The sequence below is a fragment of the Paraburkholderia sp. BR14374 genome (genome assembly GCF_040948685.1).
In the GTDB taxonomy this organism is placed as follows: Bacteria; Pseudomonadota; Gammaproteobacteria; order Burkholderiales; family Burkholderiaceae; genus Paraburkholderia; species Paraburkholderia youngii.
The window spans coordinates 362,129-384,936 of record NZ_JBFPKF010000003.1; the positions used below are offsets into that span (position 1 = coordinate 362,129).

Consider the following 22,808-nt stretch of genomic DNA (forward strand, 5'->3'; position numbering starts at 1 on the left):
TTGAATCGGATGAACCGCATAGCGCGACGCGATCGGGCTCGGCACGCATCCGCTGAGCCGCGATCAGGCGTCAAAGCGTTTTCCGATAAACCACGAAGCCGGACTTGTCCGCTACCTTGTCATAGAGCTGCATCGCGGTGTGGTTCGTCTCGTGGGTCTGCCAGTAGACGCGTTGCGCGCCGTCGGCTTTTGCCCGCGCATAGACGGCCTCGATCAGCGCACGGCCGACACCCTTGCCGCGCTCGCTATCGAGCGTGTATAGATCCTGCAGATAGCAGATCGGTCCCGCCATCGTCGTATGGCGGTGATACAGAAAATGCACGATGCCCTGCAATTGCCCGGCGCGTTCGGCGACGAACGCATGCATCGGCTCGTAGCCATCGAAAAAGCGATTCCAGGTGATTTGCGTGATCTCGCGCGGCAACGCGGTCTCGCCCGAGCGGCCATAAAACGCGTTGTAGGCGTCCCATAGCGGCAGCCATGCATCGAAATCGTCACGGGTGACGGCGCGAATCTGCAGCGGGGCGGACATGTGGGCGGCTCCTGTGGAAAGCTGTGGAACCGCCAGCATAGAAAATTTGCGACGTGATTGTTAGCTCCACCATGAACGCCAAATCTGGAGCCACGACGCTTGCGGCAGTGCGGTGAGCCGATGCATCACCGCCTGCAGCGAGTCAGTGCTTGCGAGGATGCTTCTGGCGAAGCTCGTTGCGGACCTTCTTCGCGGCGAACAGCGGCACGTAGTCGAACACGCGCGCCTCGCTCCGGAATTCGGCGAGCGAATCGGCGTACATGCGGGACACCGTTTCGGTCGGCGTGTCGGTTTCTTCGGCGATGCTGCGGACTATTTCGTCTACATTCGGCTCGGGCTGCGACATGGACGTTCTCCGGGTAGTGTGCGGCAGACTGGATGGACGGTACGCGCACGGCAGGAGTCCATTACAGGATGCGATTCGCGAGCATGCCAATTAAATTGGCCTATCGTCCGACCGATTTCACAGAGATTATCTTCTTGCGCTGCGGCAAGCGACCCTGCGGCGAGGGCGCGCGGAAAATCAACCGGTACGGCGGTGGTGAATACCCGGGAAACGCGCAGGGGTAAGGAGCGGCGTCTCTACTTCTCCATCTTCTGCGCTACGTGCGCGATCCGGTCGCGCACGACGCCGATCGCCTGCTTCAGCGCGTAAACGTCCTGAAAGTAGCGGTACGGAATCCGGATCTGGCTAGCGTTCGCGTCGATGTTTTCGATCTCGTCGCTCCATTGCGCGACCTGCGCGCGAGTCGGCTCGGCGTTCTTCCATACTTCGTCCTCGAGCGCCTTGATCGCGCGGTACCACACGAACAGGCGTTTCTTCATACGCGCTTCGAGCACGCGCGGCAGCGCCTGGGCGAGGCCAATCAGCAGCGCGAGGAACGGCACGAGGATCAGCAGCCGTCGCTCGATCAGACTCGCGAGCCAGAACGGCAGGTAGCGATACAGAAACGGCCGGCCCGATTTGAAGTAGCGCACGCTTTCGTCGGAGATCGGGAATTCTTCGGTGTTCAGGTTCGGGAACGTGCCGAGCGGCGTGAAGTAGTCCTCGCCGCCGTGCACCGTGCGCGCGGCGTCGAGCAGCAGATAGACGAGCGCCGGATGCAGCGTGTCCTTCGACACCAGCAGCGCCGTCGCCGCGAGCAGCGTGACGTCGCTGCGCGGCAGATCGTCGGCGACGCTCGTCGAGGCACGCGGCAATACGATCTTCGACAGCGACGGGAATTTTTGCGCCAGTGCATCGGCCTGAGCGAAGCTCATCAGCTTCAGGTTGCTGGTTAGCAGCGCGTGCTGCATGTCGGCGTCGGGCCGGCCGATGAAGAACGCCGCGTCGATCTGACCGCTTTCGAGCCCTTCGTATGCGGCGTTCGCGTCCATCTGCAGCAGCGTCGAGTTCTGGCTCGTGACGCCGCTGTAGCCGAGCAGCACCTGGGAGACGTTGAGCAGCCCGCTGCCCGGCACGCCTATCGAAATGCGCTTGCCGCGCAGTTGCGACAGCCGGTCGATCGTCGCGTCGCCGCGATAGAACACCCAGATCGGCTCGTACGACACGGCGGCGATGGTTTGCAGATTGTCCGTGTCTTTCGGACTGGTCGTGCCCGACTGGATGAAGCCGACCTGATAGGCGCTGTCCGGGTCAGCGAGGCGCTGGTAGTTTTCGACCGAACCCGACGAGCTGCGGATGTCGAGCTTGATGCCTTCGCGCTTGAGCAGCGGCGCGTAGCGATCTGCAAAGCCGCGATAAATGCCGCCGTCTGCGCCTGAGGTGATGACGATCGTGCGCTGGAACGCGGGCTCGAGAATCAGCGCGACCATCCAGCCGAACGCGGCGACCAGCACGATCGCGCCGATGATCAGAAGACGCCGGCGCCGCCGTGTCATCGGTGTTCTCGGGCTGCGGTACGGCGCGGGGTCTGGTCTCGGCATCGTTGCCCGGTTTGGTCAGGTCCGGCCTTGGGGAGTGGGATCGGGGTTTGGTTCCTCAACTTTACGATATCAGGGAGTTTTATTCGATAGCCAGTGATGTGCACTGAAAAGAGGCGGGGTCTGTTACAGACTGTGGGGATCGCGATTTTCGTGCTACAGATTCCAGTCGTACAGGCCGTTCCGGCGCACGAACACGCGCGTCGTTCGTTCAGTCAGAGGGAGTTGCGGTGTTGGAGGCACCTTCGATCCCATTAGCAAGGCGCAGCACATATGCACGCACGCGTAGCCGTCGCAGCGGTTACTAATCGGCCTGCGACGCGGCATTGGCCAATGCTGTACACAGTGGACTTATGCCTTTGGGACAAGATCTCGTAGAAAGCGTGATGATTTTTGCGAGGTCGTCAGTATCAAGCGTTGAGTTAATGTGACGTCGCACGAACGATTCTAGCGGCGGATTGAGCTTAATTTGTTTATCAAGTTCTGGTAACGCTTTCCAGTGGTCAATCAGCAATCGCGCGATTGCCTCAGAATAGCCTTCAGCAATCCCGCCATCGTCGCATTGTCCATACTTGCTGAATGCGCTATTGATCTGAGCCCAGCCATGAAGATGGTCCACCATCGCGTCCGCCGCAGCAGCATCCTTTTCCGTGCAAACTTTGCCGTGTGCCAACGGCATCCACGCAGCAACCGCAGCGACTATAAGCCGGGTCGCCATTTTGCGGTTATCCCAGTCCATTTAACGAGAGGTGCAGTGAACAGCAAAGGGTTTACTGGTGGCTTCGCAGGTCCGAGCACCAACAGCATGAATCACGAAAGTGCTGTTAGTGCCGTGATAGCGGCATACCAGATAGGGGTCGACGCCCGTTAAATCCCACTGGTCAGACGTTTTTCCTGGCTCAGGAACAAGGTCCGACTCCTCCTCTGGAGGGCCATCGAACAGGGATGCGTTATTCAGAACATGATGTTGCCGTCCAGCAGAAAGGACGCTTGGGCATTTGAACCGGACCCGTGTTGGCGACGCACACGCGGCGCTTGTTGCCACGAGGCAAACTGCCAGGAAAAGCGCCTTATTCGACAACATGGTTTCGGCTGCCGTTATTATCGGGTGTGCCAATGCAGGTCCGGCCTTGGTGAGTACGGGAGCGGGCCCGGTCTTTAGTTCCACTTTACGACTGTCATCGAGAAACAGCCCGGTTGCCCCTGATGTCGAAGATCCCGGTAACCACGCCGTTGCTGCCGCCTTGGGCATTTTGAACGATGTATTCCTGCTTGATCCTAGCGAAAGAGAGGCGAACCTGTTCGTGTTGCGCGGTCATCTCTACGCCGGTGATGAATACATCGCTCATCGTGAGCCTGAGGAAATCGAGGGGGCTGCCACCCGCCCTACGCATGGTAAGAACCGCTTTCGAAACGTGTGTGCCGGTCAGGCAATAGGACATCAGGCTGGGACTCGCCCGGTCGACGTTGTGAAAGAACACGAGATCGTCGACCGAGGCGCTGCCGACGCCACTTCCTGTTCCGGACATAATGGAAAGCCGCTGTGCCATCTTCCACGTCCAGTTGATTACCTCGATTTCGTTTGGATGTGCCGTGTCCTGCGACTCACCCGTAATCCCGTCGATTTTTATGAAAACGTCATTTGACATCAAGGCGACTCCTCGTTCTAACTAAAAGCACAGACCCGCCCCACGAGAGCCACCAGCAAAATAGGAAACTGACTACGAGCAGCAGCGTAACCACCACGTCCTCTTCGCCCTCCATACCAACGGCACCAACGAGCTTGAAGAGGGGGCGAAGCCTTTCTGACGTGGACTCGCTGCCAACCCAGCGTGCAAGCGGGTCGATCGTCGACAATGCGAGACAGACTGGGACAGTCAGCACGAGGGCCACAAAAATCCGCAGGACATTTTTCATTGCACCAGTACCGTGCCGTAGTACTGCAGTGTTGTGCCGGGTATCGTCCGGGTCGGGTGCGACAGCAAGAACGAGCGTAAGCGATCGAACTGGGACTGGTCCGTGACCGTGATGCATCCTTCACTTTCGCCCCAACGACCTGTTGGATGCAGGCGGAAGTTGCCTCGCTTCACGCCATTGATAAATGTCCAGTCGTCAATCGCACCGTCGTTTCGATAAAGCGCGAACCAGGTCGAATGATCGACATTTGACCACGCGTCCTTGACAAGGTCATACAGCCATCCCAGATGACCGCCACTCTGTCGGTCCACGATGTAGTACAGGCCTTGCGGAAGCGGACCGCTTTCGGCGATCGCCGTGTCTGCGGGGTTGTTGACATGGGCGGGTTTGCCAGAAAAGGCAGACACGTTGCCAAAGCCTTTGCAGGTCAATACAGAGATGAGTCGGCGGTTGAGCGTGAAATAGCACTCGGCGGGCATGGTATCCAGATCGAAAAGGCGATCACTCCGTGGTGCGACGAAGCGAGCCGCCGAGACCGAGGAGACAGGTGACGCGAGGTAACGTTCGTGACACCGACAGCTTCGCCGAAGACGCGACCATGCTCAATCAGACGACTCGGAAAACGCTACCCAACCACCCCCACCTCACCCCCCAACTCCCGCGCAATAAACTCGACAAACGCGCGAATCCGATTCGACATCTGATGCCGCGGCGAATACACCGCGAAGATGTCCGCATTCGGCGTGTCGTGATCAGGCAGCAACTGAACGAGCGACCCCTCCGCCAGATACTGCCGGATATCCCATTCCGCGCGCATCAGGATGCCGTGTCCTTCGAGCGCCCATTTGACGGCGATCTCGCCGTCGTTGGTGGTCAGCGTTCCCTTGATGCGCACCGCCTCGGTCTTGCGCGCGGCGCCGCGACCCGACGTCAGCCGCCACACGCCATACGCTTCGTCTCCCTGCCGAATGCCGATGCAGTTGTGGCGCGTCAGATCGTGCGCAGTGAGCGGCGTGCCGTGCGCCGCGAGATATGACGGCGCCGCGCACAGCAGACGCCGGTTCGGCGCAAGCCGGCGTGCGACCACGCGCGTATCGGGCGGCTCGCCGAAGCGGATGCAGACGTCGAAGCTGTCGTCGGTGAGCGGCGGGGGCGTGACCGACAACTGCAGTTGAACCGACACTTGCGGATACCGCGCGACGAAGCGCGAAATCGCCGGTCCGATATGGCTGCGCCCGAAGCCGAGCGTCGCGTTCACGCGCAGCAAACCCTTCGGTGTCTTCTTCGCCGAGCCGAGCAGTTCGGCCAGCTCGTCGATCTCGTCGAGAATCCGCCGCGCGCGTTCGAGGTATAGCTCGCCTTCGGGCGTCAGCATCATGCGGCGCGTCGTGCGGTTCACGAGCGCGACGCCCGCGCGCTGCTCCATCTGCGTGAGGCGCTTGCTGACGGCGGCCGCGGTCAGCCCCAGTTCGCGGGCGGCCGCGCTGAGGCTGCCGCTCGCGGCGAGCGTCGAGAAAAAGCTCAGATCCGCTGGCTGCACGGTGTCGCGCATCGTCTTTTCCACGCCTTCGCATTTGTGAATGAAAGTTAAAGATGCTTTGAGTTTAGCACCGGTTTTTACCCAGACGATCGCGCTAGAGTCCCACTGACGCCATTCACCAAGCACAGGACGCAGACATGAAGACCTATCGCATCGCAACCATTCCCGGCGACGGCATCGGCAAGGAGGTCGTGCCGGCCGGCGCGCAGGTGCTCGAAGCGCTCGCGAAGACCACGCGCGCCTTCACGTTCGAGTTCGAGAACTTCGATTGGGGCGGCGACTACTATCGCCAGCACGGCCTGATGATGCCGGCCAACGGGCTAGATGCGATCCGCAACAAGGATGCGATCCTGTTCGGCTCGGCGGGCGACAAGGACATTCCCGACCACGTCACGCTGTGGGGTCTGCGTCTGAAGATCTGCCAGGGCTTCGATCAATACGCGAACGTGCGCCCGACACGCATCTTGCCCGGCATCGACGCACCGCTGAAGTACTGCAAGCCCGAAGACCTGAACTGGGTCATCGTCCGCGAAAACTCAGAGGGGGAATACTCGGGGGTTGGTGGCCGCGTGCATCAGGGCCATCCGATCGAAGCCGCGACCGACGTGTCGATCATGACGCGCGCCGGCGTCGAGCGCATCATGCGCTTCGCGTTCCGCCTCGCGCAGTCGCGCCCGCGCAAGCTGTTGACCGTGATCACGAAGAGCAACGCGCAGCGTCACGCGATGGTGATGTGGGACGAGATCGCGCGCGAAATCTCGAAGGAGTTTCCGGACGTCACGTGGGACAAGGAACTCGTCGATGCTGCGACCGCGCGCATGGTCAATCGCCCCGCCACGCTCGACACGATCGTCGCCACCAATCTGCACGCCGATATTCTCAGCGACCTCGCAGCCGCGCTCGCGGGCAGCCTCGGCATCGCGCCGACCGGCAACATCGATCCGGAGCGCCGCTATCCGTCGATGTTCGAGCCGATCCACGGCTCCGCGTTCGACATCATGGGCAAGGGGCTCGCGAATCCGGTCGGCACGTTCTGGTCGGTCGTGATGCTGCTCGAACATCTCGGCGAATTCGACGCGGCCACGCGCGTGATGCAGGCCGTCGAAGCGGTTACCGCAAATAAGTCGCTGCATACCCGCGACCTCGGCGGCACGGCCACGACCGCGCAGGTGACGGCGGCCGTATGCGCGTTTATCGAGCAGGCGGCGACGCCCGCGGAGAACGCGGCTTGAACGCCGGCTTCGCTTGAATTGACCGGCACCAAGCGGGAACCGCGCGCCATCCAGGCGCACGGTCTACGCCCCGGCCACCACGTGGCCGGCACCCAACCTTGACTCGACTAGCTCGGCCCAACGTCGGCCGGCGCGAGGCTCGCGTGCGGTCCACTGCCGCGCGCAAGAGGAGGAGACAATGACTTCGGAACTCGAAAGCCGGGTGTCCCGCAAGCTGATGCTGCGGATCATCCCGTTCGTCATGCTGTTGTACTTCGTGAGCTTTCTCGATCGCGTGAATGTGGGCTTCGCCGCGTTGACGATGAACAAGGCGATCGGTCTTTCGCCGACCGCGTTCGGCCTCGGCGGCGGGCTCTTCTTTATCGGCTATTTTCTGTTCGAAGTGCCGTCGAACCTGATCCTGCACAGAGTCGGCGCGCGCCGCTGGATTGCTCGCGTGATGGTGTCGTGGGGGCTCGTGTCGCTCGCGTCCGCGTTCGTCGTCGGGCCGAACAGCTTCTACGCGCTGCGCTTCATTCTCGGCGTCGCGGAAGCGGGCTTCTTTCCCGGCATCATCCTGTATCTGAGCCTGTGGTTTCCGACCCGGCAGCGCGCGGTCGCGGCGGCGTGGTTCATGGCTGCCGCACCGATTTCGACCGCGATCGGCTCGCCGATTTCCGGCGCGATCATGAAACTGCCGCCGATCGCCGGACTCGCCGACTGGCAGATCCTCTACATAATCGAAGCCTTGCCGGCGATCATCCTCGGCTTATGCGTGCTCAAGTATCTGACCGACAAGCCCGCGCAAGCCGAGTGGCTGCATCCCGAGGAGCGCGACTGGCTGATCGCGAAGCTGAAGCTCGAAGCCGACGCGCGGCACGCGCATGCAGGCCACACGGCCGGCGCACTCAGCGCGTTGCGCGATCCGCGCGTGCTCGCGCTCGCGCTGATCTACTTCGGCACCTCGGCGGGACTTTATACGCTCGGCTTGTGGGCGCCGCTGATCATCCGCCAATATGGTTTCGGCACGTTCGAAACCGGCCTGCTTGCCGGTGTGCCGAGCGTGCTCGCGGTGATCGCGATGGTGCTCTGGGCGAAGCACTCGGATCGTACCGACGAACGTACATGGCACGTCGTGATTCCGTGCGCGCTTGCGTGCGTAGGCTTCGTGTTCGCCGGCAATGCGAGCACCGCGTTGATGATCGTGCTTGCGCTCGTCGTCGTGAACGTCGGCATCAGCGCCGCGAAGGCGCCGCTGTGGGCAATGCCGAGCATGTTCCTGTCGGGCGCCGGGGCGGCCGCGGGGATTGCGATGATCAACTCGATCGGCAACCTCGGCGGCTTCGTCGGGCCGTTTGCGATCGGCTGGCTCAAGAACGTGACGGGTGGCTATACGGCGGGGCTTTATGTGGTCGGCGCGACGTTGGCGGTGTCGGCGGTCGTGACGCTGATGCTGAGCCGCCAGACCAGGCATGCGCCGGCCGCGGTGGGCGAGCGGCAAGGTCACTGAGCGAAAGATCGATGATACGGGAGCGACGCCGGCTGAAAGGCCGGCGGCGAACGTGAACTCCATCCGATGCGTTAGCACTCGACTACCGGAACCCGTAGACCAGAACCTTCTTCCCTTCAAAGTGTTCCTGCACACCTTGCACGCAATTCATCGGACAGCTGTAGTCGGGAGTCGACGAGGCTGTCGGGACACTCGCCCGATAGACCACGGATTCGATCTGCGTCCCGTCCGAAGTGATCACGATGTTCAGGTCAGTCTCGACGCCAGCCGCCACAGGTCCTCCGGTAATGTAGCGGACCGACATCGTTCCGGTGCAATCGGAGTTCACCGTGTAGGTGCCGGTCTGGTGAGGATTGAAGGTAGTCGAGCCGGCTTTCGGCACGCCGTTGATGTTCCCAACGTCAGTGCGCGTGAAACCACCGCTGCCGTCGAACGTCACCAGGGCGACGTCATCGTAAATCAACGGGCTCGTGAACGGATGCAGCGTGTTCGTCGAATCGAGCAATCCAAGAATCTCTCCGTGACCGATGAACCCATAGGGTCCCTTTAGCGTTGCCTTGGAGCAGAGGCCCTCGCGACCACCACCGTCGCCATCACCGTCACCATCACCCCTGCCGCCGGCCTGCGCGGTGCCGCTCAGCGACAGAATTGCAACGGCTACCGCCGACCAAACGCTTATATGCTGGGTCTTCATCTTCATCTCCTTGTTAGCAAATCAGGCGCATGAAATCGCGGCGTGCAACAGTCCTTCGGCTGCCGGGATCGGGGCCTGGATCAATCAAACGAAAATAGTCGATATGAAATGGCCGAAGCGATGCCTGGTCGCCGTCGGTTGAAGGACCAGAGGTGGGGCCAAAGTGGTGAATGACGAAACGTTTTCGCCGGGCAGTCGTGTTTCGCCCGGTGTCGGCGGATACGTGCGGAAAGGATGCACGAAAGTCCGCGCAATGGTGACTTCGTGAGTCAGCCACGCTTTAAAGTCGCACGGCGAAAACCAGTGTAATCCACGCTATTTGCGCAGACCTGATGAATATCGGACAAAAGGAAGGCACATTCAGATCGCGCGCCGCGAATGATTGCGCTTTCTTTGGGGTTCCGCGTGGCTAATGTGCAACGTCGTCACGCCCGGCAAAAGAGCGTGCGCGACAACGAGACGACAGAGCGAGGTGGCGTTTCACTTTCTGGTGCCGCACGCGGCGGTGCCGCTGATGAGATTCTCCGAGCATGTGATTACGGCTGATCTCGCGAGGAGCTCACCGGCATGGTCGACGGTGATTGCGGCGATGCCGGCGATCGTCGCGCTTGCGATCTACCTACTGGTGAGTCTGCCGATGGCCGGATATATGGTGCGCAGCGGCCTGGCCGCGCATGGTTTCGCCGGCTCCGAACGTTTCGGCTTCTGGCGCGCGATGTCGCTCGGGCTCACGACGTATCTCTGGTCGGTGCCTGGAAGCCTCGCGATTGCCGATGTCGGAATTTCATTGCCCGGTCATGCCGCGGATGCGCTGCGCGCGATTCTTGTCGTGGCGTGGGGATGTATATCGTTTTGCCGAGGCAGGTGAACAGGGTAGAGAGGTTTGCGGCGGGTTGAACATCGTCGAAGCGACTAGATGGTGCATGCGCAACGGCCCGCTCGAAGCGGGCCGTCTTCCATTGCCGCTGCCCACATGGTCAGCGCTCGCCAAACATCAATGATGCGCGTAGACCGAGGCGAGACCGGCAACGTCCTGTTGCTGCGACAGCGCCGAGATCTTAACCGCGCCAGCTCCGGCCGCCGACGACCCGTTCGCCGACCCGCCATATGCGGACGTCGCCGCGCTATTCAGCGCGCTCACGCGTGCCTCGGCGGCCTGGATATCCTGCGGATAGGTGTTGTAATCCGCAGCCGGGTTGTAACCCGCCTTTTCGAGTTGGACCAGTTCCGCGCGAACCTGGGCACGCGTAACCGGCGCGTTGGACTGCGCGAACGAAACGACGGGGACAGCGACAACAGCGGCAACGATCAGCGACTTGACGAGTTTCATGGTATCCACCTGAGAGCAATTGAGTTGGTTCAGACCACGGTTGCGTGGCCCGTGCATCCAGTCGCGTCGATGTCCGCTTTGCTTTGCGGCACCGCCGACTGGCATGGACGTATTTGAACCCCCTCATGTATCCCGCCTGTTTCCGCGAACCCCGACTTTTGCAACGGTGTTTGTCGGTCAGCCCGATGGATACATAACGATACGAAACTCGTCGAAATCACCGCGCACCGTTACTGGCCGGGCGCTCGGCACTACCGCGCAGTTCGCCCAACGACGCGCCGTTCGGCCGCAGCCGCAGGCGCGGATCGAGCCTCTGCCACGGCAGGTCGGCGGGATCGGCGGCCATCGGGCCAGGCGCTTTCGCGACCAGATGGGCGGCGGCGATCGCGTCGAAGTCGGCGCGATAGTGAACAGAACTCTTGTTGACGAGGATCTTCATCCGTTCGGGTTCGATGCCGGCCGCGCGATAGAGATTGCGATCGAAGATCTGCATCTTGACCGAGCTGACCGCGATCCTGACGCCGTCGATGCGCAGGCACGCCACCGGACCGATGTCGGTCCACATGCCGTTCATCATCGGGCCATCGAAGCGCACTCGTCCGTGGGAGAGGTGCTCGACCACGAAGCGCCCGGCGAGCGGCGCGTCCCCAGGTACGCCGGAGCCGCCCGCGAGTTCGAGCTTGATCGTCGCACCGAGCCCTGCTTCGTGTGCCTTCGCCGCCGCGCGTGGGTCCCAGATCAGGCCGACGGCGGCGTCGCTCGCACCGTGACGCAGCAGCGCGCGCACGAGACCCATCGTGTTCGAATCGCCGCCCACGCCCGGGTTGTCCTGCGTATCGGCGATCACGACGGGGCGAGTCGCATGTTCGGCAAGCCGCATCGCTTCGCGCACGGCGGCGTCTGGGTCGAGGAAGCGCACTTCCCAGTCGCGCTCCTGCGCGACGATGGTCGAGGCCAGCGCATCGACGGCGGCGCTCACGGCGGCCTCGTCGAAGCCGTAGCCCCAGACCGCCGCGCCACATTCGGGGAAATCGGACGCCGGAAATCCTGGCGCGAACGACAGCGAGACGACGCCGTCGCGTTCCATTGCCGCGAGACGATCGTACGTGCCGCGCGCCGGTTGCGCGAGCGTGCACATGCCGTTGACGGGGATCAGGAACGGAATGCGGCGCACGACGTGCTTAAGGCCACGCTCCGGCTCTTTTGCGAGGCGCATCAGGATTTGCGCGGCGCGAGCGCCGGTCTCGGCCATGTCGACATGCGGATAGGTGCGGTACGCGACCATCGCATCCGCGTGCGCGAACATCTCTTCGGTTACGTTGGCGTGCAGATCGAGCGAGACCACCACCGGGATTTCGCGGCCGACGATCGCCCGCACGCGCGCGAGCAGTTCGCCTTCGCCGTCGTCGAGATGCTCGGCGACCATCGCGCCGTGCAGGTCGAGATAGATGGCGTCGAAACCGCCACGCCGCACGGCCTCGACGATTTCGCCCGCGATGCGCTCGTAGGCGTCTTCTGTCACATGCGCGGAGGCGCTCGCGCCTGCCCAGATCACCGGCACGAGCGTATGGCCCGCCGCTTCCGCCGCCTGAATGAAGCCGCCGGCGGGGATGTTCACATCACGCAGCGCCAGCACGCCGGAGCCGCGCGCGAGCGGCGGAAAGCCCTCGCCCTGAACGAAGCTCTGCCAGCTTGCTTTGGTCGGGGCGAACGTGTTGGTTTCGTGCTGGAAGCCTGCGATGAGAATCTTCATTTCCCGTTACCTCGTTGATAAAGGATGGCTAATCGAAAGGATTTCGTGGCGCTCCTTGAAAGCGCGGCACAAGGTCAGGGCTTCGTGGCAGCGAGCCGGAGCGGAAAGATCAGCAGCGCGGCAAGCAGCGACACGCCAGCCATTGCGAGCAGCGCCGGCTGAAGACTGCCGGCGGCCGTCTTGATCCAGCCGATGGCCGCGGGCCCCCAGAAGCCGCCAGAAAGCCCGATGGTGTTGATGAGTGCGATGCCGCCCGCGGCGGCCGGCCCCTTGACGTACTCGGGCGGAATCGCCCAGAAGACCGTGTAGGCCATCCACAGCGCCATCGTCACGAGTGTGAGCAGCGTCAGCGTGAGCGCGAGATGATTGCCCGCGGCCGCGCAAGCTGCCAGCAGCAACGCGGCGGCGGCCGCAGGCGCCGCGCAATGCAGGCGTCGCTCGCCGAGCCGGTCCGAACGTGAGCCCATATAGAGCATGCCCACCGCCGCGGCAACGTACGGAATCGACGTGTACCAGCCGAGCGTGATCAGGTCGCTTACGCCCTGGGCCTTCAGGATGGCGGGCAGCCAGAAGCTGATCGCGTAGATCGAAGCAATGATGCAGAAGTAGGCGAACGCCAGCACATAGACCTTGCGGTCGCGCAGCACATGCCGAAACGAAGTGGCATGAGCCTGCGCCACGCCGACTTCGGCCTCGAGCTGACGCTTGTCGGCGTCGTTGAGCCAGGCGGCGTCGGCCGGGCGGTCAGGCAGATAGAGGAAGGTCGCGATGCCGAGCACGATGCACGGCAGGCCTTCGACGAGAAACATCCATTGCCAGCCGGCGAGCCCGGCCTTGCCCGCGAGCGTGCTCATGAGCGCCGCCGAAACCGGCCCGCCGACTATCCCGCCGATCGGCCCGGCCAGAAACACCATCGCAATCGCGCGCGCCATGCGCGACGGCCCGTACCAGCGTGACAGATAGAAGATCATGCCCGGCGCGAAGCCGGCCTCGAACACGCCGAGCAGGAAGCGCATCGCGTAGAACGCCGGCACACTGCGCACGAACAGCATGCAGGCCGATGTAATGCCCCAGAGAACGAGAATGCGGCCGAAAGTCTTGCGCGCGCCAATGCGCGGCAGCAGCAGATTGCTCGGCAGCTCGAACAGCACATAGCCGATGAAGAAGATGCCCGCGCCCACACCGTAAGCGGCATCGGAGAAGCCGAGATCGGTCTGCATCTGCAGCTTCGCGAAGCCGACGTTCACGCGATCGAGGTAAGCAAACAGATAGCAGATCAGAAGAAACGGCAGCAAACGCGCGTTGATCTTGCTATAGAGCGCCGAAGCGTCGCCGCCTCGCGCGGTCGGAACAATGGCCGCCATGTCTGTCTCCGAATGTGTGTCGACCGGGGGCAGCGCTTTGGCGCCTGCTCTGGCCGCATGCAATAGATGTGATGCGCATCGTGCGCAACACCATCCTGACCAGGGCAATCCTTGCTAGCAAGAGCAACAAAGTTCACATATCGTTCCTGAAAGAGCAACGGGCCAAAGGCTAACGAGGATGTGATGCGCGAAATCAATCAGCAGCGGCTGCGCTATTTCCATGAGGTGCTCGGGCACGGCACGATCCGCGGCGCCGCGGACAGCCTCAACACGTCGCCCTCGGTGATCACGCGGCAGATCAAGCTGCTCGAAGACGAACTGGGCGTGCAGCTGTTCGAGCGGCAGGCGCGCGGCGTCCGGCCCACCGAGGCCGCCGCGCATCTGCTGGAGTTCTGGCGCGGCTATCGCGCGCAGCAGGAGAAGTTCGAGGACCAGCTGCACGCGTTGCGCGGCTTGCAGCAAGGCCGCGTCGATCTGGCCGTGAGCGAGGGTTACGTGGATGCGCTGATTGCCGAGGTCATCACGCCGTTCTGTGTGCAATACCCGAAGGTCGATATCGGCCTCACCGTGCTGCCGGTCGACGACGTGCTCGACGCGGTTGCGGAAAGCCGCGCCCATATCGGGCTCGCGTTCAATCCGCCGCCGCATCCGCGCGTCGAATACCGCGCGAGTTCCGCGCAGCCCGTGGTGTTGCTGGTGCGCCGCGACCATCCTCTCGCGCGGCGCGGCAAGCCCGCCACGATCGACGATCTGCTCGCGTGGCCGCTGGCGTTGATGCCGAGCACGTTCGGCATCGGGCACCTCGCAACGATGCTCGCGTTCGTCGAACACGTTGAGATCCGCGCGACGCTCACCACCAATTCGCTAACGGCACTCAAGCGGTTTGTCGCCGATGAAAACTTTGCGACGCTGATCGGAGAGTTCGCGGCCTCGCGCGAGATTCAGGCTGGCGAGCTGGTGACCGTGCCGATCGACCACGCGCTGTTTTTAGGCACGAAGGCGCGCGTGCTGGTGAAATCCGGGCGGCCGCTCGTCGCGGCCGCGCACGAACTGCTCGCGTGGATCTTGCAGCGCATGACGATGTTTGGGGGCGGCGCGCAAAGGTGAATCGGGTTGATTCACTGCGACCGCGCGCAATAGGCCCCCACCTGCCGCCTGCGCACCATCATCAACGAACAGACCCCGATGGACGCCACGATATTCACGGCCGGATAAAACGCCACGGCCACACTCCATTTCGGCAGCGCAAGAATCGCGAGCGCGTATTTAAGAACGCATAGCGCAAAGTACAAAAGACTCTCACTCCACGGATCAAGAATGGTCTTGCGCACCGTCGGCCCCAGGCCGACGAGTTCGATCAGCGTGACAAGACAGATCGACCAAGTCGGATCATTGGTGAGTATCCAGAGCGGAATAGCCGACAACGCAGCGACGAGGCAAAGCCAATCGAAAGCGGTGCGCCGCCGTTCACCCCGAAAGACGCTCGCGACGAGAACAAAGAAGCAGGTGGCCGCGATCGCCGCGGTAGACCACGCCGAAGGGCCTGCACCGGCGACGAATTGCCCGACCGCCGCAATCGCCGTGACGACCGACCAGACCAGCCACGTGAACAGATGCGGACGTACGGTGCCGCGCCAGATCGCAAGTCCATAAGGCAGAAACGCGACCAGCGAAACGATCGCCCCCATGACGCCGAACAGTCGGGTCATGTCCTGAAAGATGCGCATCATAGGAGGATCACACGCGGCACTGTCCTCGATATCGTGCCGGCGGTGCTCCACATGCGCGCGTAAAGAACCGCGTAAACGCGGTCGTCGATGCAAAGCCGACCCGCTCGCTGATCTCGCTGATCGGCATCGGCGTATGCGCGAGCAGCGCACGTGCTTCGTCGATGCGCGTTTGCGTCAGCACCTCGCTGAAGGTTTTGCGCTCCGCGGCGAGCTTGCGTTGCAACGTCCAGCGCGTCAGCGACAACCGCTCGCAGACGATCGTCTGCAGGCTCTTGGGATCGATCGCATCCGCCTGCTCGCGCAGCACGTCACGCAGACATCGCGCGACCGTCGGAGAAAAGCGGCCCTCCTCGCGAATCCGCTGCAAGATGCCGTCCGCGGCATGCATGTGAATTTTCGAAAGCGGCGCGTTGTAGACCTCGAACGCGCGGTCCAGCGCCGACGACTGCAACACCATCCGATTGCATGCCTGATCGAGTTGAACGCGCACGCCCAACGTCCCGCACAGCGCGCCGAACGCACCGAGCCGCGCATCGGTGATGCCTGCGTCGCGCACGCGCAGGCGCGCGTCGTAGAGCTTCGCCACTCTGGCGATCAGCGCGAAATTGCCGAGCGCGCTCGATGCGTTGCGACCTTCGCCTTCCGTCACGTATTCGAAAGCGACTTCGTCGCCGTGCTCCTGCACGACGAGCCAGTCGACATTACCGATCAGGTCGCGGTAGGTGACGTAATTGCGCAACGCATCGCGCAGCGTCGGACTATTGCAGAGCACGCCGGCGAGCTCGGGGAAATACAGCAGACTATCCAGCACGTCGCCCTCGGGCGCGCCGCGCATCAGACAGCTTTCCGCAAGCCGCAGCGTTGCGACGTGTTTGTCGCCCGGGACCCGCGCATCCGCTGCGGCGATGTCTGCCTCCGCGATGCCGATATCGTGAGCCACTTTGGTGCGATCGAGACCCTCACGCTCCGCCGCGTCGAGCAATCCTCGATAGATGCGCGCTGAAACGGACTTCTGACGCAAATCCACTGTGCCTCCTCCGGTCGAAACCTGTCTGCGGGTTTTCCTGACTCTTCATCGGTCAAGTGCTGCACCCATCGGTCAAGCGCGCTTCGAGCGCATCCCTAGAATTTCTTTCGGCGCATTACCGCGAGCGCTAAGCGTAACAGGACGACAACGTTATGCAATGCAAATCACATGACCGACAACGACAACCCGGAGCGAGACGATGAGAAGCAAGCTGACGATACCTTTTGCCGCAAGCGCCATCGCCTGCGGTGTCGCGGTGGTACTCGCCGCCTGCGGCAATGGCAGCAGCCTCAGTGACCCGCCGTTGCCGAGCGATCCCGGTGCACGCGCCGATGCGCGTGCCGCCGCGCTGGTCCAGCAAATGACGACCGCCGAAAAGATCCAGCTCGTGCACGGCGTCGGCATCCCCAACGCGGGACTCGGCGGTCCGTATCCGGCCGGCGTCAACGGAGCCGGCTACATTCCCGGCATCGCGCGGCTTGGCATTCCGGGCCTTGCAATGGCCGATTCGGCGGGCGGCGTCAATGTCGTCAACTCGAATGCGACGGCGCTGCCCGCGCCGGTGGCGCTCGCCGCAAGCTGGGACCCGACGCTCGCGAACGAATACGGCGCGCGTATCGCGACGGAGTTGCGCGTGCTCGGTTATGGCGAAGGTCTCGGCGGCGGCGTCAATCTCGCGCGCGAACCGCGCAATGGCCGCACCTTCGAGTACATGGGCGAAGACCCGGTACTGACCGGCACGCTGAGCGCCGCGCGCACGATCGGCACGCAGGCGCAGAACGTCATCGCGACGATCAAGCACTACGCGATGAACGACCAGGAAACGAACCGCATGACGAGCAACTCGGTCGTCGACGAACGCACGATGCGCGAGACCGAGCTGCTCGCCTTCGAACTCGGCGTCACGCAGGGCACGCCCGGCAACGTGATGTGTTCGTACAACCGGGTGAACGGCGTGTATGCGTGCGAAAACCCGTATCTGCTGACCACCGTGCTGAAGAACGAGTGGGGCTTCAAGGGCGTCGTGCAATCGGACTGGACCGCCACGCACAGTACCGTCGCGTCGGCGCTGGCCGGCCTCGATGAAGAAGAGCCCGGCGATCTCGGCGGCGGAGCGTCGATTCCAGGCTTCACGCTGACGTCCTATTTCAACACCGCGCTGACGAGCGCGGTCAATGCCGGCAGCGTGCCAATGTCGCGACTCAACGACATGGTTCAGCGCAAGCTTCGCACGATGATCCGCTATGGCGTCTTCGATTCGCCGCCGACCACCGGCGGAAGTGTCGACCAAACCGCGGGCAATGCGCTGGCGTTGCAGGTCGCGCAGCAATCGTCGGTGTTGTTGAAGAACGCGGTGGCGAGCGGCGATTCGCAGGCGGTGCTGCCGCTGAACGCGGCGGGGTTGTCGTCGATCGTGGTGATCGGCGGTCACGCGGATGCGGGCGTGCTGTCGGGCGGCGGCTCGGGCGCCGTGCCGGCGGCCACGGGCAACGCGGTGTCCGGCTGCGTGTCGCCGTCGCCGCTGTTGAGCACCTGCGCGACGTGGTACAAGTCGGCACCGCTAGCCGCGATTCAGGCAAAGGCGCCGAACGCGAGCGTGACCTTTGCCGACGGCACGAACGCGGCGGCGGCGGCCACCGCGGCCGCGAAGGCGGACGTGGCGATCGTGTTCGCGACGCAATGGGAAAGCGAAGGCGCGGATCTGCCAAGTCTGAGCCTGCCGAGCAATGCGACCGACAGTTATAACCAGAGCTACGATCAAAACGCGTTGATCACCGCGGTCGCGGCGCAAGCGAAGCGCGTGATCGTCGTGCTCGAAAACGGCAGCCCGGTGCTGATGCCGTGGCTCGGCAACGTGCATGGCGTGCTCGAAGCCTGGTATCCGGGCGTGCAGGGCGGCCAGGCGATTGCCGATCTGCTGTTCGGCACCGTGAATCCATCCGGCAAATTGCCGATTACGTTCCCGATGCAGGACCCGGATCTGCCGCAGCCGACGATCTCGGCCACCGATACGACCGTCAATTACAGCGAAGGGCTCTTCATGGGGTACCGCTGGTATGACGGCAAGCAGATCGCGCCGCTGTTCCCGTTCGGTTATGGGCTGTCCTATACCAGCTACAGCTACTCGGGCCTCAACGCGCAAGTGGATGCCAGTGGCAATGTGACTGTGACCTTCAACGTCAAGAATACGGGCTCACGCGCGGGCGCGGAAATCGCCGAAGTTTATGCCGCGTTGCCGAGCGGTCTGGGCGAACCCCCGAAGCGCCTGGTCGGCTGGCAAAAGGTCGCGCTGGAGGCGGGGCAGTCGCAGCAGGTCAGCGTATCGATTGCGCCGAAGCTGCTGTCGACGTGGGACGCGACCAACCACGCGTGGAAGCTCAACGGCGGCGTCTATCAGATGATCGCGGGGGCTTCTTCGCGCGATCCGAATGCGTTGACGGCATCGGTGACGATCGCGGGGCATTGAGCGCCGAGGTGTTGAACCAGAAAGCCGCGAAGCAGGGTACGGGGTCTCGCTCCGTGTCCTGCCTGCCCGGCTAGCTCGTGTCGTGGCCGTTCCGGGTTCGGCACGTCAACCGCCAGGCAGCCGATAAGCGAACTCGTACGAATGCGCGCCATCGACGATGTCGATCTTGAACTCGCCTTCAATGCCGCTCAGCTCGCCCGTGCCCGAATCGGGCACGACCGTCACCGCCAGTGACGCAGCACCGCGATTCATCACGCCGATATGCTGCAGCACGAACGTACCCTGCTTGCCCGCCAGCGTGCCCCTGACCTGTTCGAGCGCGACATAGCCAGCCGAGCCTTTGACGTTCGTCATCGCGCTCAGCATTTGCCCTTGGGTGGTCGCGGCGAGATCGCCGGAGATCTGCTTGTCGATCGACATGCGGCCTAGCTTCGATTCGGCCTCCGCGTTTTCGAACGGCATCGGTTGAAGGGAGACGATGAAGGTGCCTTTTGCGATGTGCTGAGTCATCGGGATTTCCTCCTGGCTTGAACGGGCGAAACGTGACGTTTCCGAACCGTAGCACACGTCGCTGTCAATTAGCCGCAGGCGCCGTGCTGTCAGCCGTGCCGAACGCATCCGCGAACTCGCGCTTCAACCACACCAACGCCGGGTCCTGATCGTGCGCCGCGGCCCACATCAACGAAACCTCGTAGCCCGGCACTTCGAATGGCAACGGACTGAGCGCGAGACCGAGCGTATCGCGCCAGACGCGGCCGATGAACTCCGGCACGGTCGCGATCGCCGCCGTGCGTTGCACGATGAACGGACTGGTCGCGAAGTTCGAACTCGAAAACACGACCTTGCGCTTCAGTCCCTGCAGCTCCAGTCGTTCATCGATGAAGCCGCGCAGCTCGGCGCTGAACGAAGTCAGCACGTGGCGGTGGCGCAGAAATTCGTCCATCGACAGATGCTTGCGACGCGTCTTGACCAGCTTCGGGTTGTAGACGCTCACGAAGCGCCATGAAAACAGCGGCATGAGTCGCTGCCACGGCACGCACTCGCGGAACACGCCGACTGCGAGTTCGATCGCGCCATCGTCGAGCATCGCGGCGGCGCGCGTCGAATCGGTGGAGCGTGCGATCAGCTTCACGCCGGGCGCTGCGACGGCGAGGCGCGCCATGAGCTCTGGCATCAGCAGCAGTTCGAGCGAATCGCTGAGGCCGATGCGGAAGACCCGCTGCGCGCGGGCCGGATCGAACACGGACGGCTGCGTGAGCGCCTGATGCAGCGATTGCAGGAATGGCTCGATCTGCCGCGCGAGTTCGAGCGCGCGCGGCGTCGGCGTCATGCCCTGCGGCGTGCGCACGAACAGCTCGTCGCCGAAGGTCTCGCGCAAGCGTTTCAGTGCGCCGCTGACGGCCGGTTGGCCAAGAAACAGCCGCTGCGCGGCACGCGTGACGCTGCGCTCTTCCAGCAGCGCGCGGAAGGTCAGCAACAAGTTCAGGTCGAAGCGCCGAAAATCATTTTCAATGATGTTGGCCATGACGTTAAACGATTTGAATGATGGGCACGCACCGCGCATTCTACTGCCACGGGGTCTTCCGTTCACTCTCAGGAGCAATGAAATGGACTGGCAAAATCAGAAGGTCGTGGTGTTGGGTGGTTCATCGGGTGTCGGGCTCGCGACGGTGAAGCGGCTCACGGCGGCTGGCGCGAGCGTCGTCGCGGTGGGGCGCGACCGCGCCAAGCTGGACGATGCGCTGAGCGGCATCGGCGCACAGGTGACGGGCGACGCGCTCGATTGCACCGATCGCGCGGCGCTCGAACGGTTTTTCGGCGGCCTCGGCCGGATCGATCATCTGGTGATGACGCTGTCGGGCGGCGAAGGCGCGGGGCCGTTTGCGGAGCTGGATATGGCCGCGCTGCGGCGCGGCTTCGAGGCCAAGTTCTGGCCGCAGCTCGAAGCGGCGCAGACCGCGCTGCCCGCGTTGCGTCGCGATGGCAGTGTGACGTTTCTGACCGCGATTTCGGCGCGCATCGCGAATCCGGGTACGGCGGGTCTGGGCGCGATCAACGGCGCACTCGAAAGCATGATCGGCACGCTCGCGCGCGAGCTGGCGCCGCTGCGCGTGAACGCGGTGTCGCCGGGGGTGATCGATACGCCGTGGTGGGGCAGATTTCCGGCGAACGTGAAAAACGAGCTGTTTCGGCAGCAAAGCGAAACGCTACCGGTGCGGCGCGTCGGCCGGGCCGACGATGTCGCGCACGCGCTGCAGTTTCTGCTGGAGAACACGTTTATGACGGGGGCGGTGATCGAGTGTGACGGCGGCTTGCGACTGCTGTGAAGCACGGGCGCGGGAATGTGCGCTCAGGCGTCCTACGCCCTCCGAACCCGAACCGGCAGACACATCGTCGCCACGAAGCACAGCAAATGCAGTGCGGCCAGCAGCACGAACATCGGCAGAAATCGGCTGGGCTGTACATCCGAAGCACCGTGCAGCGTCAACGCGATCGCCATCGAAAGCAGCGTCGCGGCGAACGGGCCACCCACTCTCTGCGCGATGTTCAACGCCGTATTCGCGACCGCGAGGCGTTCTCTCGCGATCGACGAATACGCGGCCGAGATCGATGGCACGCTGATCGTCCCTTGACCGACGCCCGCAAGGAATAGACTGACAGCGGCCCATCCGGTGGAGAACGAAGCGATGCTCATCCACAGAAACACGAGCGTGCTCAGAAGCGCCAGCAATGCGCCGCCCGCCGCGAGCGCGCGGCAACCGAGCCGCTCGGTCAACCAGCCGATTGGTGGGAAAGAGCACATCATGCCGACGCCGGTTGCCGCGAGCAGCCCGCCCGCGTGCGCGGCCGACAAACCGCAGCCCGCGATCAGAAACAGCGGCACTGCAAGCTGTCGTCCGTACATGATCCCGTTCGCGGAGAACTGCGCGAGTGCCGCGACCGAGAACGTACGCCTTGCAAACATGCGCACGTCGATCAGCGCGGCATCGCCTTTGCGCAACGCGTACAGCACGAACCCGGCGAGAAACACGACGCCCGCAAGCAGCCACGCGAGGCCCACCGCGCGCAACGCGTTCTGAAGTCCATAGACGAGTGCGACCAGCCCAGGGGAAATCAGCGCAAAGCCGGTGAAATCGAACGGCCGCTTCTGCGACGCAGGGGCATCGCGCGGCAGCAGCAACACCGCCATCGCGATGCCGACAGCGCCCACCGGCGCATTGATGAAGAACAGCCACGGCCAACTCGCGTGCGCGAGGACGAGCCCGGCCAGCACCGGGCCGAGAATGGGACCGAGCAGAATGGGCAGCGCGGTGAAACCCATCACGCGCTCGAGGTTCCTGCCGGCCACTCGTCCGATCATCATCTGCGCCATCGGTACGAGCACACCGGCAACGAGGCCCTGGAAGATGCGCGCGCCGATCAGCTCGCCGATCGTCTGCGCCGCGCCGCACAGCATCGACGCTATCGTGAACGTCGAAAAGCAGAACAGGTACAGCCGCTTCGCGCCGATGCGGTCGACCAGCCAGCCGTTGAGCGGCAACATCAACGCCATCGCGAGCAGGTAGCCGCTGACGATCCACTGCGCGGTGGCGATCGACGCGTCGAGCGTATGGCCGATCGTCGACAGCGACACGTTGACGAGCGTCGAATCCATCTGCGACATGAACGAACCGACCGACACGACCGCCGCGACCTTCCAGACGGTGGGATCGATCCGCTCGGAAGCGGACGCGGAGATGTGCTCGCGCATGCCGCTCATCGGTCCGCGCGTGTATGGATAAAGGTCTGGCGCTCGGTCAGGCTCATGTA

Annotated in this window: 23 protein-coding genes; 6 read left to right on the top strand and 17 right to left on the bottom strand. The window is 63.2% G+C overall.

Features of this window, described 5'->3' with window-relative positions; all coding sequences use genetic code 11:
- Positions 1–70 precede the first annotated feature (70 nt).
- From AB3X86_RS08765 to AB3X86_RS08800, 8 genes are all read right to left on the bottom strand, one after another.
- Positions 71–532, bottom strand: a complete 462-nt coding sequence (locus tag AB3X86_RS08765) for a GNAT family N-acetyltransferase (protein ID WP_184225400.1) — start codon at positions 530–532, stop codon at positions 71–73.
- Between the two features lie 142 nt (positions 533–674).
- Positions 675–878, bottom strand: coding sequence for a DUF3562 domain-containing protein (locus AB3X86_RS08770; protein ID WP_176120895.1), 204 nt, complete (start codon positions 876–878; stop codon positions 675–677).
- A 236-nt stretch (positions 879–1,114) separates the two neighbouring features.
- Positions 1,115–2,413, bottom strand: coding sequence for a TAXI family TRAP transporter solute-binding subunit (locus AB3X86_RS08775; protein WP_368595643.1), 1,299 nt, complete (start codon positions 2,411–2,413; stop codon positions 1,115–1,117).
- Between the two features lie 346 nt (positions 2,414–2,759).
- Positions 2,760–3,194, bottom strand: a complete 435-nt coding sequence (locus AB3X86_RS08780; RefSeq protein ID WP_368595644.1) for a hypothetical protein — start codon at positions 3,192–3,194, stop codon at positions 2,760–2,762.
- Entirely contained in the window at positions 3,195–3,707 is a 513-nt protein-coding gene (locus tag AB3X86_RS08785) for an STY0301 family protein (protein WP_368595645.1), read from the bottom strand.
- Positions 3,634–4,104, bottom strand: a complete 471-nt coding sequence (locus AB3X86_RS08790) for an Hcp family type VI secretion system effector (RefSeq protein WP_368595646.1) — start codon at positions 4,102–4,104, stop codon at positions 3,634–3,636. Before AB3X86_RS08790 ends, AB3X86_RS08785 begins: the two co-directional genes overlap by 74 nt.
- Before the next feature lie 264 nt (positions 4,105–4,368).
- A complete protein-coding gene (locus AB3X86_RS08795) occupies positions 4,369–4,851 on the bottom strand; it encodes a DUF2778 domain-containing protein (protein WP_184225399.1) in 483 nt (160 codons plus the stop codon).
- 146 nt (positions 4,852–4,997) lie between these two features.
- Positions 4,998–5,924, bottom strand: coding sequence for a LysR substrate-binding domain-containing protein (locus AB3X86_RS08800; RefSeq protein ID WP_176366437.1), 927 nt, complete (start codon positions 5,922–5,924; stop codon positions 4,998–5,000).
- Positions 5,925–6,049: 125 nt separating this feature from the next.
- Between AB3X86_RS08800 and AB3X86_RS08805 the strand changes: the two genes are divergently transcribed.
- Both AB3X86_RS08805 and AB3X86_RS08810 read left to right on the top strand, forming a co-directional pair.
- Positions 6,050–7,144 carry a tartrate dehydrogenase gene (locus AB3X86_RS08805; protein ID WP_368595647.1) on the top strand — a complete coding sequence of 365 codons (1,095 nt, stop codon included), beginning with the start codon at positions 6,050–6,052 and terminating at the stop codon, positions 7,142–7,144.
- 178 nt (positions 7,145–7,322) lie between these two features.
- Positions 7,323–8,633 carry an MFS transporter gene (locus tag AB3X86_RS08810; protein ID WP_368595648.1) on the top strand — a complete coding sequence of 437 codons (1,311 nt, stop codon included), beginning with the start codon at positions 7,323–7,325 and terminating at the stop codon, positions 8,631–8,633.
- 82 nt (positions 8,634–8,715) lie between these two features.
- Here AB3X86_RS08810 and AB3X86_RS08815 read toward each other — a convergent pair whose 3' ends face one another.
- Entirely contained in the window at positions 8,716–9,327 is a 612-nt protein-coding gene (locus tag AB3X86_RS08815; protein WP_368595649.1) for a hypothetical protein, read from the bottom strand.
- A 589-nt stretch (positions 9,328–9,916) separates the two neighbouring features.
- On the opposite strand from AB3X86_RS08815, the gene AB3X86_RS08820 reads away from it, so the two are divergent.
- Positions 9,917–10,195 carry a hypothetical protein gene (locus tag AB3X86_RS08820; RefSeq protein ID WP_368595650.1) on the top strand — a complete coding sequence of 93 codons (279 nt, stop codon included), beginning with the start codon at positions 9,917–9,919 and terminating at the stop codon, positions 10,193–10,195.
- Between the two features lie 126 nt (positions 10,196–10,321).
- Here AB3X86_RS08820 and AB3X86_RS08825 read toward each other — a convergent pair whose 3' ends face one another.
- The 3 genes from AB3X86_RS08825 to AB3X86_RS08835 all read right to left on the bottom strand — a co-directional run bounded on the left by AB3X86_RS08825 (position 10,322) and on the right by AB3X86_RS08835 (position 13,774).
- Positions 10,322–10,657, bottom strand: a complete 336-nt coding sequence (locus tag AB3X86_RS08825; protein ID WP_368595651.1) for a DUF4148 domain-containing protein — start codon at positions 10,655–10,657, stop codon at positions 10,322–10,324.
- Positions 10,658–10,874: 217 nt separating this feature from the next.
- Complete coding sequence (locus tag AB3X86_RS08830; protein ID WP_368595652.1) at positions 10,875–12,410, bottom strand: M81 family metallopeptidase; 1,536 nt, start codon at positions 12,408–12,410, stop codon at positions 10,875–10,877.
- 74 nt (positions 12,411–12,484) lie between these two features.
- Positions 12,485–13,774, bottom strand: a complete 1,290-nt coding sequence (locus tag AB3X86_RS08835) for an MFS transporter (protein WP_368595653.1) — start codon at positions 13,772–13,774, stop codon at positions 12,485–12,487.
- Between the two features lie 183 nt (positions 13,775–13,957).
- Between AB3X86_RS08835 and AB3X86_RS08840 the strand changes: the two genes are divergently transcribed.
- A complete protein-coding gene (locus tag AB3X86_RS08840; protein WP_176120901.1) occupies positions 13,958–14,881 on the top strand; it encodes a LysR family transcriptional regulator in 924 nt (307 codons plus the stop codon).
- An 11-nt stretch (positions 14,882–14,892) separates the two neighbouring features.
- On the opposite strand, the gene AB3X86_RS08845 is transcribed toward AB3X86_RS08840, so the two are convergent.
- Entirely contained in the window at positions 14,893–15,504 is a 612-nt protein-coding gene (locus AB3X86_RS08845; RefSeq protein WP_368595654.1) for a hypothetical protein, read from the bottom strand.
- A gap of 7 nt (positions 15,505–15,511) precedes the next feature.
- Positions 15,512–16,531 carry a helix-turn-helix domain-containing protein gene (locus AB3X86_RS08850; RefSeq protein ID WP_368595655.1) on the bottom strand — a complete coding sequence of 340 codons (1,020 nt, stop codon included), beginning with the start codon at positions 16,529–16,531 and terminating at the stop codon, positions 15,512–15,514.
- Between the two features lie 199 nt (positions 16,532–16,730).
- Here AB3X86_RS08850 and AB3X86_RS08855 point away from each other — a divergent pair, with 199 nt between their 5' ends.
- Positions 16,731–18,998: a glycoside hydrolase family 3 C-terminal domain-containing protein gene (locus tag AB3X86_RS08855; protein WP_368595656.1), complete on the top strand. Its 2,268-nt coding sequence runs from the start codon at positions 16,731–16,733 to the stop codon at positions 18,996–18,998.
- Between the two features lie 105 nt (positions 18,999–19,103).
- Here AB3X86_RS08855 and AB3X86_RS08860 read toward each other — a convergent pair whose 3' ends face one another.
- A complete protein-coding gene (locus tag AB3X86_RS08860; RefSeq protein WP_368595657.1) occupies positions 19,104–19,508 on the bottom strand; it encodes a DUF3224 domain-containing protein in 405 nt (134 codons plus the stop codon).
- A gap of 64 nt (positions 19,509–19,572) precedes the next feature.
- Positions 19,573–20,523: a LysR family transcriptional regulator gene (locus tag AB3X86_RS08865; protein ID WP_368595658.1), complete on the bottom strand. Its 951-nt coding sequence runs from the start codon at positions 20,521–20,523 to the stop codon at positions 19,573–19,575.
- Between the two features lie 82 nt (positions 20,524–20,605).
- Between AB3X86_RS08865 and AB3X86_RS08870 the strand changes: the two genes are divergently transcribed.
- On the top strand, positions 20,606–21,325 hold the full coding sequence (locus tag AB3X86_RS08870; protein ID WP_368595659.1) for an SDR family oxidoreductase: 720 nt from the start codon (positions 20,606–20,608) through the stop codon (positions 21,323–21,325).
- Between the two features lie 32 nt (positions 21,326–21,357).
- On the opposite strand, the gene AB3X86_RS08875 is transcribed toward AB3X86_RS08870, so the two are convergent.
- Complete coding sequence (locus AB3X86_RS08875) at positions 21,358–22,758, bottom strand: DHA2 family efflux MFS transporter permease subunit (RefSeq protein ID WP_368595660.1); 1,401 nt, start codon at positions 22,756–22,758, stop codon at positions 21,358–21,360.
- Positions 22,759–22,808 lie beyond the last annotated feature (50 nt).

Excerpts from the sequence above, each read along its gene's own strand:
- AB3X86_RS08765 (WP_184225400.1), bottom strand. The coding sequence starts at position 532 with ATGTCCGCCCCGCTGCAGATTCGCGCCGTCACCCGTGACGATTTCGAT.
- AB3X86_RS08825 (WP_368595651.1), bottom strand. The coding sequence starts at position 10,657 with ATGAAACTCGTCAAGTCGCTGATCGTTGCCGCTGTTGTCGCTGTCCCC.
- AB3X86_RS08775 (WP_368595643.1), bottom strand. The coding sequence starts at position 2,413 with ATGACACGGCGGCGCCGGCGTCTTCTGATCATCGGCGCGATCGTGCTG.
- AB3X86_RS08855 (WP_368595656.1), top strand. The coding sequence starts at position 16,731 with ATGAGAAGCAAGCTGACGATACCTTTTGCCGCAAGCGCCATCGCCTGC.
- AB3X86_RS08780 (WP_368595644.1), bottom strand. The coding sequence starts at position 3,194 with ATGGACTGGGATAACCGCAAAATGGCGACCCGGCTTATAGTCGCTGCG.
- AB3X86_RS08820 (WP_368595650.1), top strand. The coding sequence starts at position 9,917 with ATGCCGGCGATCGTCGCGCTTGCGATCTACCTACTGGTGAGTCTGCCG.
- AB3X86_RS08770 (WP_176120895.1), bottom strand. The coding sequence starts at position 878 with ATGTCGCAGCCCGAGCCGAATGTAGACGAAATAGTCCGCAGCATCGCC.
- AB3X86_RS08845 (WP_368595654.1), bottom strand. The coding sequence starts at position 15,504 with ATGATGCGCATCTTTCAGGACATGACCCGACTGTTCGGCGTCATGGGG.
- AB3X86_RS08815 (WP_368595649.1), bottom strand. The coding sequence starts at position 9,327 with ATGAAGACCCAGCATATAAGCGTTTGGTCGGCGGTAGCCGTTGCAATT.
- AB3X86_RS08840 (WP_176120901.1), top strand. The coding sequence starts at position 13,958 with ATGCGCGAAATCAATCAGCAGCGGCTGCGCTATTTCCATGAGGTGCTC.
- AB3X86_RS08790 (WP_368595646.1), bottom strand. The coding sequence starts at position 4,104 with ATGTCAAATGACGTTTTCATAAAAATCGACGGGATTACGGGTGAGTCG.
- AB3X86_RS08870 (WP_368595659.1), top strand. The coding sequence starts at position 20,606 with ATGGACTGGCAAAATCAGAAGGTCGTGGTGTTGGGTGGTTCATCGGGT.
- AB3X86_RS08785 (WP_368595645.1), bottom strand. The coding sequence starts at position 3,707 with ATGCCCAAGGCGGCAGCAACGGCGTGGTTACCGGGATCTTCGACATCA.
- AB3X86_RS08865 (WP_368595658.1), bottom strand. The coding sequence starts at position 20,523 with ATGGCCAACATCATTGAAAATGATTTTCGGCGCTTCGACCTGAACTTG.
- AB3X86_RS08860 (WP_368595657.1), bottom strand. The coding sequence starts at position 19,508 with ATGACTCAGCACATCGCAAAAGGCACCTTCATCGTCTCCCTTCAACCG.
- AB3X86_RS08835 (WP_368595653.1), bottom strand. The coding sequence starts at position 13,774 with ATGGCGGCCATTGTTCCGACCGCGCGAGGCGGCGACGCTTCGGCGCTC.
- AB3X86_RS08875 (WP_368595660.1), bottom strand. The coding sequence starts at position 22,758 with ATGAGCGGCATGCGCGAGCACATCTCCGCGTCCGCTTCCGAGCGGATC.
- AB3X86_RS08800 (WP_176366437.1), bottom strand. The coding sequence starts at position 5,924 with ATGCGCGACACCGTGCAGCCAGCGGATCTGAGCTTTTTCTCGACGCTC.
- AB3X86_RS08805 (WP_368595647.1), top strand. The coding sequence starts at position 6,050 with ATGAAGACCTATCGCATCGCAACCATTCCCGGCGACGGCATCGGCAAG.
- AB3X86_RS08830 (WP_368595652.1), bottom strand. The coding sequence starts at position 12,410 with ATGAAGATTCTCATCGCAGGCTTCCAGCACGAAACCAACACGTTCGCC.
- AB3X86_RS08795 (WP_184225399.1), bottom strand. The coding sequence starts at position 4,851 with ATGCCCGCCGAGTGCTATTTCACGCTCAACCGCCGACTCATCTCTGTA.
- AB3X86_RS08810 (WP_368595648.1), top strand. The coding sequence starts at position 7,323 with ATGACTTCGGAACTCGAAAGCCGGGTGTCCCGCAAGCTGATGCTGCGG.